This is a genomic window from Candidatus Manganitrophus noduliformans, assembly GCF_012184425.1.
Lineage (GTDB): Bacteria > Nitrospirota > Nitrospiria > SBBL01 > Manganitrophaceae > Manganitrophus > Manganitrophus noduliformans.
Genome location: NZ_VTOW01000003.1, coordinates 201,165 through 215,453 on the forward strand (window position 1 = coordinate 201,165; position 14,289 = coordinate 215,453).

General features: G+C 52.5%; 10 protein-coding genes and 2 riboswitches. Of the genes, 8 read left to right on the forward strand and 2 right to left on the reverse strand.

From position 1 onward, the window contains the following. The first annotated feature begins 8 nt into the window (after nucleotides 1-8). Nucleotides 9-1,898: an asparagine synthase (glutamine-hydrolyzing) gene (gene asnB / locus MNODULE_RS15515; protein WP_168061517.1), complete on the forward strand. Its 1,890-nt coding sequence runs from the start codon at nucleotides 9-11 to the stop codon at nucleotides 1,896-1,898. 19 nt (nucleotides 1,899-1,917) lie between these two features. After that, a complete protein-coding gene (locus MNODULE_RS15520) occupies nucleotides 1,918-2,685 on the forward strand; it encodes a class I SAM-dependent methyltransferase (RefSeq protein WP_168061519.1) in 768 nt (255 codons plus the stop codon). 40 nt (nucleotides 2,686-2,725) lie between these two features. Here MNODULE_RS15520 and MNODULE_RS15525 read toward each other — a convergent pair whose 3' ends face one another. Continuing rightward, nucleotides 2,726-3,826, reverse strand: coding sequence for a hypothetical protein (locus MNODULE_RS15525; protein WP_168061521.1), 1,101 nt, complete (start codon nucleotides 3,824-3,826; stop codon nucleotides 2,726-2,728). Nucleotides 3,827-4,045: 219 nt separating this feature from the next. Then, nucleotides 4,046-4,130: riboswitch (cyclic di-GMP riboswitch) on the reverse strand. 302 nt (nucleotides 4,131-4,432) lie between these two features. Beyond that, nucleotides 4,433-6,673 (reverse strand): fibronectin type III domain-containing protein, encoded by a 2,241-nt coding sequence (locus tag MNODULE_RS15530; protein ID WP_168061524.1) that lies wholly within the window; start codon nucleotides 6,671-6,673, stop codon nucleotides 4,433-4,435. 97 nt (nucleotides 6,674-6,770) lie between these two features. Beyond that, nucleotides 6,771-6,865, reverse strand: a riboswitch (cyclic di-GMP riboswitch). 327 nt (nucleotides 6,866-7,192) lie between these two features. On the opposite strand from MNODULE_RS15530, the gene prsK reads away from it, so the two are divergent. The 6 genes from prsK to MNODULE_RS15560 all read left to right on the forward strand — a co-directional run bounded on the left by prsK (nucleotide 7,193) and on the right by MNODULE_RS15560 (nucleotide 14,144). After that, nucleotides 7,193-9,319, forward strand: a complete 2,127-nt coding sequence (prsK, locus tag MNODULE_RS15535) for an XrtA/PEP-CTERM system histidine kinase PrsK (RefSeq protein WP_168061526.1) — start codon at nucleotides 7,193-7,195, stop codon at nucleotides 9,317-9,319. Continuing rightward, complete coding sequence (prsR, locus tag MNODULE_RS15540) at nucleotides 9,297-10,661, forward strand: PEP-CTERM-box response regulator transcription factor (protein WP_168061528.1); 1,365 nt, start codon at nucleotides 9,297-9,299, stop codon at nucleotides 10,659-10,661. The genes prsK and prsR overlap by 23 nt, the downstream gene beginning before the upstream one ends. A 373-nt stretch (nucleotides 10,662-11,034) precedes the next feature. After that, nucleotides 11,035-11,814 carry a choice-of-anchor N protein gene (locus tag MNODULE_RS15545; protein ID WP_238339593.1) on the forward strand — a complete coding sequence of 260 codons (780 nt, stop codon included), beginning with the start codon at nucleotides 11,035-11,037 and terminating at the stop codon, nucleotides 11,812-11,814. A 129-nt stretch (nucleotides 11,815-11,943) separates the two neighbouring features. Continuing rightward, a complete protein-coding gene (locus MNODULE_RS24765) occupies nucleotides 11,944-12,405 on the forward strand; it encodes an AAA-type ATPase lid domain-containing protein (protein WP_238339594.1) in 462 nt (153 codons plus the stop codon). Nucleotides 12,406-12,681: 276 nt separating this feature from the next. After that, nucleotides 12,682-13,398, forward strand: a complete 717-nt coding sequence (locus MNODULE_RS15555) for a PEP-CTERM sorting domain-containing protein (RefSeq protein WP_168061534.1) — start codon at nucleotides 12,682-12,684, stop codon at nucleotides 13,396-13,398. A 74-nt stretch (nucleotides 13,399-13,472) separates the two neighbouring features. Beyond that, complete coding sequence (locus MNODULE_RS15560) at nucleotides 13,473-14,144, forward strand: PEP-CTERM sorting domain-containing protein (protein ID WP_168061536.1); 672 nt, start codon at nucleotides 13,473-13,475, stop codon at nucleotides 14,142-14,144. Nucleotides 14,145-14,289 lie beyond the last annotated feature (145 nt).

Sequence of the window (14,289 nt, forward strand, 5' to 3'; positions counted from 1 at the left end):
TAAGAGTTATGTGTGGAATCGCTGGGGTATTTCATAAAGATCAGCAGGCGGCGGTTGGCTCCGGTCTCTTGACAAAAATGTGTCGAAGCCTGATTCATCGCGGCCCAGACGACGAAGGCCAGTACTGCTACCGGAACATGGGAATCGGGATGAGGAGGCTGAGCATCATCGGTCTGGCGACCGGTCACCAGCCGATCCCGAATGAAGATAAGTCAATTTGGGTGGTTCTCAATGGTGAGATCTATAATTATTTGGAGATCAAAGAGGATCTCACCCGGAAGGGACACACGTTTGCGACAACCTCGGATACCGAATGCATCGTTCATCTCTATGAAGAGTACGGTGAGCGTTGCGTCCAATATCTGCGAGGGATGTTTGCCTTTGCGGTTATCGATCAGAAGAATCGGTCGTTGTTCGTCGCCCGGGATCGGCTTGGGATTAAGCCGTTATTCTATTCGATGCAAGGAGGGGGGATTCTATTCGCCTCCGAAATGAAGGCCCTTTTGCAGGATGAAGCGATCTCCAGAGAGATCGACTTTGCCGCTTTGGATGCCTTTTTTACCTATGGCTATATCCCTTCGCCGCTCACCATCTTTAAATCAGTCCGAAAACTTGATCCGGGACACTTCATTAAATGTGATGCGAAAGGAATCCGGATCGAACAATACTGGGACTTGCAGTTCAAACCTGATCACCGAAAGAACGAGGAAGAATTCGCAGAAGAGTTTTTGAAGCGCTTCGATGAATCGGTTCGGATTCACCTCATGAGCGAGGTTCCTCTCGGTGCCTTTCTAAGTGGTGGAATCGACTCCGGATTGATGGTCGCGATGATGGCCCGACATATGACTTCTCCGGTCCAGACCTTTACAATGGGATTCGGCGGAGGGGTCGGAGGGTATTTGGATGAAAGAGGATATGCAAAAAAGATCGCGGAGCGATACGATGCCGATTACCATGAATTCGAGGTGCGTCCCAAGCTAGAGGAAATCATCGATTTTATTATCCAATCGTTTGATGAGCCGTTTGCCGACGATTCAGTTATTCCGACCTACTACATTTGTAAGTTGGCGAAAGAGCATGTTACCGTCGCGCTGACCGGCCTGGGGGGGGATGAGTTATTCGGAGGGTATGAGCGTTACCTCGGGTTGACCCTGAGCCAGTTTTACCAAAAGATCCCCCCCCTGATTACAAAGGCGATTATTCAACCTTTGGTTGGAAGAATTCCGGAACAGCAGAGCGGCCATTATTTGATCAATCACTTAAAGCGCTTTGTTCGGTCTGTGGACGGCGATCCGGCGAGCCGTTACCAGAGATACATGTCGGCGCTGGATGATTCAGCTAGGGGGAAGCTTTATTCAGAAGGACTTCAGAAAGAGATCAATGTCGCCCAAACAGAGCGACTGGGAACGCGATACTTTAATGCGCTGAGGAACGACCAGATACTCGATCGGGCCTTCTACCAGGATTTCAAAATGTACCTTCCCGATGACATTCTGGCCCTCTCTGATCGATTGAGTATGCACCATTCTCTGGAACTGAGGGTTCCGTTTGTTGATCATGAATTGGTCGAATTCTGCGCGACGATTCCTTCTTCTATGAAGATCCGATTTTTTAAGAAGAAGTATCTGCTGAAGAAGATTGCCAGGTCGTTTTTGCCTTCTGAAGTGATCAATCACAGGAAGCAGGGTTTTGCCTCTCCGATGGCTTCCTGGCTTAGAAATGATTTAAGGGGCTATTCGAGGGATCTCCTCTCCGAAGACAATCTCAACAGAAATGGTTTCTTTCGGAGTGGCTATATCAACAAACTACTCGACGACCACGTGATGAGAAGGGAGTCGCATGACAAGCTAATCTTTTCATTAATCGTGTTTCAAAAATGGTATGAAACCTACTGTTAAATCCAGGAGAGCAAAAGAGATGGATGCTGAGGATCGATATAAGCATGAAAGAGAATATTGGGATCGACGGGCTGAAGTCATCTTGAGGGATCCTGCTTACAGTTATCGACATCCCCACCTGCCCACTTTAGAAGATCTCGGTCGGTCGATCCCTTATCTTGTCCCGGTCATCGATTTCTGGGGGCCGGTGAGAGGCAAGCGGGTCTTAGATTTGGCGTGTGGGGATGGGTGGATATCTCTCAGTCTAGCTAAGAGTGGGGCGATGGCATACGGCTGCGATATATCGCCGAATCTGATCGAAATAGCCATGCGGTATGCCAGTGAAAATAACCTGTCCGACTTAACCGATTTTCGTACCATGGCCTCTGAAGAGATTACTTATCAAGATGAATTCTTCGATTTTGTTATTATGCATGCGGCGCTGCATCATTGCGACCTCGACAAAACGACCAATCAGGTGCGTCGCGTCTTGAAACCGAGAGGGAAAGCGGTTTTCATTGAAGATTATGCCTATCATCCCCTTATGCGCCTGTATCGGCGGATGACGCCGGGTCAGCATACGGAGACAGAGGAGGCGTTAGACGATGAGAATTTGGCGCAGATCGTCTCCAGGTTCTCAAGTCATCACTTCGAGCATTATGGGATATTCAACTTGTTCGAAACCTCCGCCAGCCGGTTTGCGACGAAGTTCAGGCCGGTTCTTAGGAAGATCGATTCTGTTTTGATGAAGGGCTTTCCTCGCATCCGGCGATATGCCAAACTCGTTCAGATCTTTGTAGTCAAGTAAGCGCCGCGAAGTACAGTATCATGGACCTCCACTGTACGAGTTATTGGACCTGCAGGTTTTTCGGCGGCTGGGGGCAGTCTTGGCAGAGGGGAAAACCGACCGGATTAGCTGTTCCGTCTGCGTTGACAATGTAGAGATATGTGTCATTCAAGCTGCCGAAAGATCCTTTGTTTAAGGTGACCTGGACCGACGTATCGGCCCAAGATGTCGGAACTTGAATCTCTCGATGGGTGACGGCGGTCCAGATCGGCGCGTTTCCGATCTCAACCCTGGCTTGCGTTGTGTCGAAATAAAGGTCGTCAATATAAACGAGAGCTCGGGCGTCAGTGGGATTGTCCTTGGCGAAGTAGGACCCAAAATGCCACTGACGCCAAGTTTTAGTTGTTGTTCGGGTGATATATGCATCGCCATTTAAGTCGAGCAGAATAGAAGGGACAGGGGAAGAGGGCCGGTGTACCCACATTTTATACTTTCCATCCGGCACGTTCGGCGTGCTTTGAACAAGATAGACTTCAAATCGTACCCATTCGTTTTCAATGTCCTCGATGCGTGTGCTTCCCCAAAGGGTCGGTATATTGATCGTCGGATTATCCTGGACACTGCTTCGTAATTTACTATCGGCAGTGCCGCCCATTCCAAGACCGGCATAGGTCATTGGGAGCAAACCATCACTACCATATTCGAGCCAGGGCTTTATATTTCTCGACCAACTTGTGCTTTGTTTTTGCATTTTCCACCAGAAGGTGAAATAAACCGAGCTATGTTGGCCGGAATACTCAAGCGAGATATTGCTTCCTCCATTTAGGAAGTCGTGGAAACTTGACACCGTCGAGTTCGGTCGGACTCCCACATTGGAGTATTTAGGTCCGATGGTGCCGTTGAAATAGTCGTCCCATGCCGGCCCTATAACAGGGAGGTTCCCCTTGATAGCACCGCCTTGGATTCCCTTTTCAAAATCGTCCCAAATTATTGGGGGACCCGCCGTTTTGCTGCCGAAACCGAGACCACTGATAGTAACAGCGGTGCCGTGGCTGAGGGAGCCAGAAACACCCGTAATGACCGGTTGTGCCAAGGCGGAGAGGTGAAATGGCACTGTAGAGGCGATGAAAAAAAGAATGCTGACGATTTTCTTTAATGACATGGTTATCCTCCCTGTCACTCTTTGATTGATAATTGGATATTTGATTTAAGCATATCTTCTTTCAGGTCTTTATTGTGTCGATTGTCTATCATCAAATATCCGGAGATCAAGTTAATGCCGGGCCATCTGCAATAAATGCGTTGTATTTGAAGGGACGATTTTTGCGTCAATTATTTTATTTCTCCGTCAATACAATAAAAAAAGCCGCCAAGGGAATCCTTTGGCGGCTCGGCGGGCATGGCCTTTCAGCTTTAGCCCCGTTACTCTGCGTCCCCACCTTTCGATGGGTTTGCTCTGAGCAAAGGTCGAAATGTAACTTGAGTTACGCCATCGGCGTGAGATTCTTCAGCGCAACCCACTCTGACGCTTCGACTTATGTGGTGTTAATAACGATATAAAATACTATATTCCTTTTTTCCCGTCAACTATAATCACCCTCCATTTAATCTATACCGTTTCGACTTAATCAATATCTTCCTGTCGTTCAACATTCTCGATCGATCCTCGGCAAGATATAAGAAAAGCGGATCGAGATCAATCGGAAGGTCAACGTAGCGGTCCTTCGTAAGTGATCCATACTTAATGAGTCGATCGCCGGCGCCGCGTTCATTTCTTGATTCCCTTCCGAAGCGCCGCAAGCGAGAGGACCAGAATCAGCCCGATCATGTCGGCCGAATGGCCCGGTCCCGACGCGGTTCCAGAGCTCGGCGAAATCATCGCGCAGCCGCCCCCGCCCCCCGAGCCGCCGTCGTTTGCATTCGAGCCGCCGGTCGAAAAACCGAAGGGGGTTGCAGAAGCATGCGCGGTCTGTTGATAGTTCCCGTTGTTATCGTATGATGAGGCCGAATAGTAGTAGGTCACGTTATCCTGTAGCCCTGCATGGATGACGGTGATGCTTTCATTGATTCGCCCGGAAAAGTTTCCGAGGATCTCACCGTCTTCAATGCCGTTCGGGAATCGATCGGTCCGGTAGACGATGCGGACCCCGACGAAGTCGGAATCGGACGGATTGACCCAGCTTAATGTGACCGTTTGAGTCCCCGGAACGGCGGTGAAGTGTTCGACGTCCGCCGGAGGGACCGTATCGCCGAGGGGGTTCGTGGTGAAGCTGTGGTCGGCCGACACGGAGAGATTGCCCAAGGCGTCGGCGCTTTTGACCCGATAATGGTAGACCGTGTTCGGTTGGAGCCCGGAGAGGGTCCGGCTGTGGCTGTTCGACAGGGTGGCGTTGACCCCGCTGCTGTTCCCGTATCCGACGGTAAGACCATACTCCACCTCACTCGTCGCCGGCTCATCCGTTCCCCAGGTGATCGTCACACCCTCCGTGGTCATGTCCCGCGCATCGATCGCCGACAGAACCGGTCCGGTCGTATCGGAAGAAGATTGGGCGGCTGTTGTAAACGAATTGTTCCCGGAGGTGGCGGTATTCCCGGCGGCGTCCCGGCTGATGACCCGGTAGTTGTAGGTGGTGGCCGGCTGAAGATTCGTCAATGAAGCGCTGTGGGCGGCCAGAAGGGTCGTATTCAATGTGCTGAGAGAGCCGTACGCCGTGGTCGGCCCGTATTCCACTTGGGCGGTGGCCGCTTCATTGGTGCTCCAGGAAATGACAACCGAGGTGGAAGCAACGTTCCCCGCGGCGATACCGGAGAGAACCGGCGCCGTTGTATCGGGGGTGGCGGAGGTGGTGAAGGTTCTATTTCCGGAGACCGAGATGTTTCCGGCCCCATCTTGGCTGATGACCCGGTAGTTGTAGGTGGTGGCGGGGCTCAGGCCGGAGAGGGTCCGGCTGTGACTGGTGACCGGCGTGGCGCCCAATGCGGAGGAAGAGCCGTACGATGTCGTCGTTCCGTATTCGACTTGGGAGGTCGCCGTTTCATTGGTGCTCCAGGTGATTACTGCGGAGGTCGATGCGATGTTGCTGGCGGCAATATTGGAAAGGGTCGGCGCGGTGGTGTCGGGGGGCGCGGCGGTGGTGAACGTTCGATCTCCCGAGGTGGCCAGATTTCCGGCGCCGTCCCGGCTGCGGACGCGATAATGATAAAGCGTGGCGGGGAGAAGCCCGGTCACCTGTTGGCTATGATTTGTAGTGAGCGTGGTATTGAGCGTCGTGGAGCTTCCGTACGAAGTGGTTGTCCCATATTGAATCTGGGTGTCGGAACTCTCATTGGTCGTCCAGCTGATCGTGGCCGCGGTGGTGGTGATATTCGAGGCGCCGATTCCGGAAATCGCCGGCGCGGTGGTGTCGGGCGCGGCGGAGGTGGTGAAGGTGCGGTCCCCGGAGGTGCCGGTGTTCCCGGCGGCGTCTCTGCTGATGACCCGATAATGGTAAGTCGTTGAAGGGTTCAAGCCGCTTAACACGCGGCTATGGCCGGTGACGAGGGTCGAATTGAGCGCGGAGGAGGAACCGTATGAGGTCGTGACGCCGTACTCCACCTGGGAGGTGGCCGCTTCGTTGGTGCTCCAGCTGATGGTTGCTCCGGCGCTGGTGATGCTGCCGGCCGCAATGGCGGAGAGGGTCGGCGCGGTGGTGTCGCCGAAGCTCTTGCTGACTTCATTGGAGTAGCCGCTTTCCGCCCCCGAGGTGTTGTATGCGCTGACGGCAAAATAATAGGTCTGACTGCTGCTTAAACCGTTTACAGTGAAAGACGTTTGATTGCCGACGTCCACGGGGGCGCCGTAGCTGCCGGAGGAGGTTCCATAGTAAACTTTATATCCCCCGAGATCGTTTTCCGTGTTGGCGTCCCAGGAGAGGAAGGCGTCCGCAGCCATCGCGGGGGTTTTCCAATTCAGGAGAAGGATCATACCGATGATCATCAGAGCGCTTCGCTTGATCAATGAGGTCTGCATGCTGTTCCTCCATGCATCAATAAAAAGTGTTTGGTCTGTGTAATAAAAAAGCCCATTCCTCGGAATGGGCTTGTGCCTAAAGATGCGCCGGCATCGTCATGGCAACCAGACGAACCGTGGGAAGTGGATCCCCTACTCATCGGTCTCTTGGCTTTGCGTCCTACCCTCTCGGATAGTTTGCCCTTTTTCACGAGTTGCTGTCGTATGTTGCGTATCGGTATACGCAAGCGACATGCCTGTGAAACACGAATGGAGAAAAGAATGGATTCTATCCAACGATTATGGAAGGAGTTTTCAAAGGCCGTCTCTTGAGGCTAGATTCTATCCAATGATTATGGAAGGAGTTCTCAAGGGGCGTATGATCGTGTTCGATCGGGAAAACGGCATTTTACGGCTGAAAACCTCTTTTTGTCTCTCCGATGTGAAGCCGATTACCCAGGGCCCCCCCCCCGATCGAGGGGATTGTGCCGCGCCAGAGTTTCTACTAAAATACTCTGATTTCCATAAAAACAGGTCAATATGACATTTCCTTCCTTTATCCCATTCTTGAATGCCCTTCTTTGCGCAGGATTGGCGCTGTTCATCTTCCTTGAAGACAAGCGGTCCTTTGTCCACCGGGTATTTTCTTTCGGGATGATCGCCCTGGCCCTTAAAGAGCTTTTCGTCGGAATGGCGATGGGAACCCCCCTTCCCTCGGAAAGGGTCGATTGGGGGGCCTGGGGGCTGACAGCGGCCAGTATGCTTCCCGGAAGCTGGTTTTTGTTCAGCCTCAGTTTCGGTCGTTCGAATTACAAGGAGCTGGTGGCGAAATGGAAGTGGTTTATCCTCCTGTCGCTGACCCTCCCTTTTTCGATGACACTCTTCTTTAGGGAGTCTCTCTTGGTGTCCGCTTTTCCGGAAGAAGGGGGATCTCCCGTTCTCCGTCTTGGATGGTCCGGTTATACCTTTTACCTTTTCTATCTTTTGGCTTCCGTGGTGATACTGATGAATCTGGAGGGAACCCTCCGGGCTTCCACGGGGAATAAGCGGTGGCAAGTCAAATTTATGCTCCTCGGGATCGGGGGGCTGTTTGCCGTTCAAATTTATACCGCCAGTCATACCCTTCTCTTTTCATTGATTAATTCGGGGATGGAATCGATCAATTCTTTTGCGATTCTGGTGGCGAATATCCTGATTGTCCTCTCCCTCCTGCGTAATCGCTTCCTCAATGTCGATATTTATTTCTCACGCACATTGCTTTACAACTCGATTACGATCGTGGTCGTCGGGGCCTATCTTCTGACGGTCGGTATCCTTGCGAAGGCGATCGCTTATTTTGGGGGCAACCAGGCCATTCCCCTCGGCACTTTTTTCGTTTTTGTTTCGCTCCTGGGCCTTACGGCGATCCTTCTTTCCGATCAGTTGCGCCAGGAGCTAAAGCGTTTTATCAGCCGGAACTTTTATCAGCCGCGTTACGACTATCGCAAGGAGTGGACGGCATTTACCCAACAGACCACTTCATTGATGAACGTCAACGATCTCTGCTCCGCAGTATCAAAAATGGTTTCAGAGACGTTTGGAGCCCCTTCTGTAACGATTTGGCTGGTTGATGAGAGTCCCAATGCCATTTATTTCGGCGGATCGACCGTATTTTCCGATATTCAAATCCTGGATGTGAAGAACAAGAGTAAAATATGGGATGAGCTCCTTTCATTTATGAATCGTCATCCGGCGCCGCTCGATGTGGACTCGCCCAAAAACGAAAAGATAAGAGAAATGAAGGAAGCTCACGCCGATTATTTTGAAAAGACCAGAATAAGTTTTTGCGTCCCGCTCATTTCCAGCCGGAGCCTGCTGGGGGTGATGACGTTGAGCCGCCGTCTAACCAAGGAGCCGTTCTCGTTGGAGGACGCCGATTTGTTGAAAACCATCGCGGATCAAGCGGCGGGGAGTCTCCTCAACGTGAAGCTGACGGAGCGTCTTTTGAAGGCGAAAGAGATGGAGGCGTTCCAGAGCCTCTCCGCCTTTTTCATCCATGACTTGAAAAATTTGGCATCGATGCTTTCTCTCACGATGCGGAATCTGCCGGCCCATTTTGATAATCCCGAATTTAGGAGTGATGCGCTGCGGGTGATCTCCCAGAGCGTCTCCAAAATGAACGACATGTGCAGCCGCCTCTCCCTTTTGACGAAAAAAATGGAGCTGCAGTGTGTTGAAGTCGATCTGAATGAATTGGTCGCCTCCACCCTGGGAGGAATGAATGGATCGGTCAAATCGACGGTGGAGAAAAACCTTCAGACGTTGCCGAAGTGCATGATCGATCCCGACCAGGTCCAGAAGGTCATCGTGAATCTTATCCTCAATGCAAACGAAGCGGTCGACCAAAGGGGGGTCATCCGGATCGAGACCGACCGGACGGAAGAGTGCGTCGTTTTCTCCGTCAGCGACAACGGTTGCGGCATCTCGAAACAATTTATCGAGCGCTCTCTTTTCCAGCCGTTTCAAACCACAAAGAGTCAGGGGCTTGGGATCGGTCTGTTTCATACGAAGAAAATTGTGGAAGCGCATCACGGTAAAATCGAAGTCGAAAGCGAGGAGGGGGTCGGGACCACTTTTCGGGTGATCCTGCCGATCCATAGCGTCAATGGCACAGAACACAAAGTATAAAATTCTCATCGTCGATGATGATGAGACGATCCGCCAACAGATGAAATGGGCCCTGGCCGACGAGTACGAGATCTTCTTGGCCGAAAACCGAAGGGGCGCGATCGATCTTTTCCGGCGGGAGCTCCCTCCGGTGGCGACCCTCGACCTCGGCCTGGCGCCTCATCCCCGGGAAGCGACGGAGGGGCTGCTGGCCCTCTCCGAAATGCTGGAGATCGACCCGCGGGTCAAAATTATCATTGTCAGCGGCAACTCCGACCGGGCGAATGCCCTCAAGGCGATCGAGCAAGGGGCCTATGATTTCTTCACCAAGCCGATCGATCTCGACGAGATCCGGGTGACCCTCCGGCGGGCGATTCACCTCTTTCAGTTGGAGGAGGAGAATCGTCAATTAAAGAAACGCCCGACACAAGAGGGAGGGATGATCGGCGCCAGCCGGGTGATGGAAGGGCTCTACGCGACGATCCGCAAAGTTTCAACGACCGATATCCCTGTTCTGATTACCGGCGAGAGCGGCACCGGGAAAGAGCTGGTCGCCCAATCGATCCATCAGCATAGCGCCCGGAAGGCCGGTCCTTTTATCGCGATCAATTGCGGCGCCATTCCGGAGAACCTCTTGGAAAGCGAGCTCTTCGGTCATGAGAAGGGGGCGTTCACGGGGGCGCACGCGCAGCGGAAAGGCCGGATCGAATATGCGGCGGGGGGGACCCTTTTTCTGGACGAAATCGGAGAGCTTGGATTGGGCCTTCAGGTGAAGCTGCTCCGTTTTCTTCAAGAGAAGACGATTGAGCGGGTTGGCGGAAGGGAGAGTCTTCATATCGACGCGAGGGTGATTGCCGCCACGAATCGCGATCTGAAGGAGAGGATGGCGAGCGGGGTTTTCCGAGAAGACCTTTTTTATCGGTTGGGGGTTGTTTCTATTTCAGTTCCCCCGTTACGTGAGCGAAACGGGGATCTTCTCGTTTTAACCCGCGTCTTCATCGCCCGTTTTTCGGAAGAAACGGGGAAGAAGGTCAAGGGGTTAACCCCTGCGGCCGTTGAGGCGCTCACGGCCCATTCCTGGCCCGGCAATGTCCGTGAGTTGGAAAACAAGGTCAGAAGGGGGGTCGTGATGACCGACGGGGTTCATTTGACCCCGGAAGACCTGGAATTGGCCGTACCGGGCGAGCCGGTTCCCCTGCCAAGATTAAAAGCTGCGAGAGAGAAGCTGGAACGTGAGCTGGTGGAGCTGGCGCTGGCGCGGTTCGGCGGAAACGTCACCCAGGCGGCATCCGCCCTCGGTATCTCACGGCAGGCGCTGCACGATATCCTGACGAAGCGCCAGATCGAGCGTTCCTCGAATTAGAAGCGGGATTTTCCTTTTTCAGTGAACGCCAAAACGCGGGAAAAGATGCCGAGAATAATTTTTTACGGTATTTTTCCATTCGGAAGTCGATTGATTCGGATCTCTTATCTTGTTTCGTGACGCCCGACGGAAAACTTGACAGCTGCCGATTTTTATTTTTGTATTTCCCTCTTTAACAGGAGAAAAGGATCGAAAATACATATTATTTTTATATATAAATCAAATGCTTAGTTCTATTTTCTCTAAGGCCTCTTGAATTTTTGAAGTATGGTATGTCCTTTGCTTATAGTTTATACTGGTTAGTAGTTTAGCTGCAAGTGCTTCTATTTTCGAATAGGCAGGTAGGATAACGATAACAATTCAGGGGTGCAATATGAATTTCTCCGATCGGTTTCAACCGGCTAAAAAAAGATTTCCATTAGTTTCTCTTTACCTCTTTGTTTGCGCTATTCTCCTGATCTGGGACAAACCCGCATTGGCGCTCCCAACCCTTCAACTGGATATCGGGGGGGGCACTTATGATCTCACGACGGAGACAATCGTCTCTTCCGGAGATTCTTTTACGCTTTATGCGTTGCTAAAGCCTAATTTGAAGAATACATTGAGCGATACCTACTACATTTCGGCTGCCCTGAGCCCAATGGTCAGCGACGGTACCGATCTGGGATCGTTTCAATTCAACGGCAGTACGATCGATGTCACCGGTGATATGGTCTATGGCGTCCCGCCGTTGGAACAAATACTTGAGCTGCAGGGGTGGGACTCGGGAGATTTGCCGAAGCATGGGATCTATCCGACCTATTTTGCCGAGTTTGAATTTCAATTCTCCAGCGCCAACCGGGCGACGGGGTATAATACTCAAGACGATGCAGGACAGGGCCCCATCGACGATCCGTCCGGGGCGCTCTATTACGCCGCGTTTGTCGTCGACCTATCGGATCTCTCTCCCGGTTATTCCATTCACTTCGACCTTTACAATACGAAATTGAAGAATGGTGGCGATATTGACGTTACGCAATTTGCCCCTTTCTCTCATGATGCGGAAGCAAGGCGAACCGAACAGGTTCCGGGGCCTTCCACCCTCCTCCTTCTCGGTTCCGGTCTGATCGGACTGGGGCTTTGGAAGAGGAATATGCGGGGAACCGGAAAATAGCCGCTCTTCCCGGCGGCGAACTCCGATTGTTTCCATCGGCAGGAATCGGAAGATCGATTTCTGCCGATTTTTTTATTTCCCCCACTTCTGTTCCTTCATCCTCTCCCCTTTTTACCTACCGTTCGTCGTGTGAAATCCGTTCAATCGACAAGAGGGCCGCTGCTCGGAGGCGGGGCGACCTTCTTCTATCCTGGCTATCGTCGGGAATCGGTTCCCCCGTTACATGAGCGAAACGGGGATAAGGTCAAGGGGTTAACCCCTGCGGCCGTTGAGGCGCTCACGGCCCCATTCCTGGCCCGGAACGTCCGTGAGTTGGAAAACAAGGTCAGAAGGGGGGTCGTGATGACCGACGGGGTTCATTTGACCCCGGAAGACCTGGAATTGGCCGTACCGGGCGAGCCGGTTCCCCTGCCAAGATTAAAAGCTGCGAGAGAGAAGCTGGAACGTGAGCTGGTGGAGCTGGCGCTGGCGCGGTTCGCGGAAACGTCACCCAGGCGGCATCCGCCCTCGATATCTTACGGCAAGCCCTCCACGATATCCTTTCCAAACACAAAATCGATCGAACGTAACGCCGGCCGACAGAAAAGTTGACACCCCTCTTTCCAGGTATTCATTCAATTCATTTGATTTATAAAGAAAATTTTAAATTAGGCCATTTGAATCCTCCGTCGGGAGACGGAAAAGTTGACACCTTTGCTTTCAGGATTAAATTACCTAGGAGATATTCGAGGGGAGAGTATTAAACAAACCTATGAAAATCAACCTCTTATATATTGAATTTCTTTCATGTGGTTGTTTGGCATGTCCTTTGCTCTATGTGTGTCCGAGTTTAGATCAACAAACAATCAAATTAAGCAAGGACTCGAAATGATGAATCTGCGGCGAAAACTTCGAACGGCAATCTTGAGTGTGTTCTTGTTCTCTTCGCTCACATTGCTTTTCAACTCCCCTGCGTTGGCGGTTCCGATTGTCTTTAACTTAGGATACGGCGGAACGGTCTCTTATGCGGGTGGGAACAGTGCATTTATGACAACGAACGGGGCGGTGACCTCGGTCGGAAACGGCTCGACGACCCTCTCTATTGTGGGCGGGGATCTTGACTTTGCCACGGGAAACTTCATCGGCGGCGGAGCGACGGCGACCGGCTTTGAAAACGTCTATGCAGCGGGCGGATCGGTGACGATCTACGGAGATGTCGGGTCGGGCTCGGTTCTCCTCATGCAGGCGGACTTTGCCGATACCGCGACCTTCGCCTGCTGTTCGGGGAGTTCTCCTGTCCTCGTTTCCTCCTTCAGCGGTCTTCTCGATATCGCTTATGTCGATCCGACGCTGGCTGCGGCGCTGAACTTCAACAATCCCCCGGTCGGCGGATCGATTGCCCAGGTCGAAATCTTCTTCGGCGCTTCGCCGACGACCTCCGGCACCGCCTTCTCAGGAATTCAGGGCGGCGGCGCCGTGGCGGTGACAGATACGGCGGCGGTTCCCGAACCGACGACCCTTTTGCTCCTCGGCTCGGGTATGATCGCAATCGGGATCTGGAGCCGCAGGCTCAAGGGAAATCCGGTCCAGACGAAGACAAAGTAAGTCCGGAACAGGTAAAGAAACGACAACATTCAGAAACAAACAGAGGAATCTTAAATATGAAGGATTTCAGAACAATGAAGAAAGCGGCCGTGATCGCGGCTTTGTTCACCCTCTTCGTCGGGTTTTCCAGCATCCCCGCGATGGCCGTTCCAATCGTCTTCAACTTAGGCTTTGGCGGGACGGTCTCTTACGGGGGGGGAGATAGCGCGTTTACGACGACAAATGGAGCGGTAACCCAGGTCGGGAATGGATCGACCAACCTCTCCATCGCGGGCGGGGACCTCGACTTTGCCACCGGCAATTACATCGGCGGCGGAGCGACGACGAGCGGGTTTGAAAATAACTATGCGGCAGGAGGGTCTGTGACCATCCATGGAGATATCGGTTCCGGCTCGGTTCTCCTGATGCAAGGGAATTTCGCCGATACCTCGACATTTACCTGTTGCTCCGGTACTTCACCGGTGTATGCCTCCTCGTTCGACGGCCTCCTCGACATCTCTTATGTTGACGCCGATCTGGCCGCGGCGCTCGGTTTCAATCCCCCCGCCTCCGGCGGGTCGATTGCTCAGGTAGAGATCTTCTTCGGGACCTCTCCCACGGCCACCGGGGTTGCTTTCTCCGGAACACAGGGGGGAGGAGCGCTCAGCGTTTCGGAAGTGCCGGAACCGGGCAGTCTCTTGCTTCTCGGATCCGGTTTGGCCGGTTTCGCAATCTGGGGCCGTAAGAAGCTGGCGATCAAGCGATAATATTTTTTAGTAAAGATTTTCGTAAATGAAAGAGGGCCGGGTAACCGTCGGGTTATCCGGCCCTCTCCGTTTAGAAAGTTAATGAACCGGGATGCGATCGGAAGCGGTTCGCCCTCCCTGATTTCAAATAACGGTTCTTGCATCT

Bases quoted from the DNA above. Each gene is read 5' to 3' on its own strand.
- asnB (WP_168061517.1), top strand. From the start codon at position 9: ATGTGTGGAATCGCTGGGGTATTTCATAAAGATCAGCAGGCGGCGGTT.
- MNODULE_RS15520 (WP_168061519.1), top strand. From the start codon at position 1,918: ATGGATGCTGAGGATCGATATAAGCATGAAAGAGAATATTGGGATCGA.
- MNODULE_RS15525 (WP_168061521.1), bottom strand. From the start codon at position 3,826: ATGTCATTAAAGAAAATCGTCAGCATTCTTTTTTTCATCGCCTCTACA.
- MNODULE_RS15530 (WP_168061524.1), bottom strand. From the start codon at position 6,673: ATGCAGACCTCATTGATCAAGCGAAGCGCTCTGATGATCATCGGTATG.
- prsK (WP_168061526.1), top strand. From the start codon at position 7,193: ATGACATTTCCTTCCTTTATCCCATTCTTGAATGCCCTTCTTTGCGCA.
- prsR (WP_168061528.1), top strand. From the start codon at position 9,297: ATGGCACAGAACACAAAGTATAAAATTCTCATCGTCGATGATGATGAG.
- MNODULE_RS15545 (WP_238339593.1), top strand. From the start codon at position 11,035: ATGAATTTCTCCGATCGGTTTCAACCGGCTAAAAAAAGATTTCCATTA.
- MNODULE_RS15555 (WP_168061534.1), top strand. From the start codon at position 12,682: ATGATGAATCTGCGGCGAAAACTTCGAACGGCAATCTTGAGTGTGTTC.
- MNODULE_RS15560 (WP_168061536.1), top strand. From the start codon at position 13,473: ATGAAGAAAGCGGCCGTGATCGCGGCTTTGTTCACCCTCTTCGTCGGG.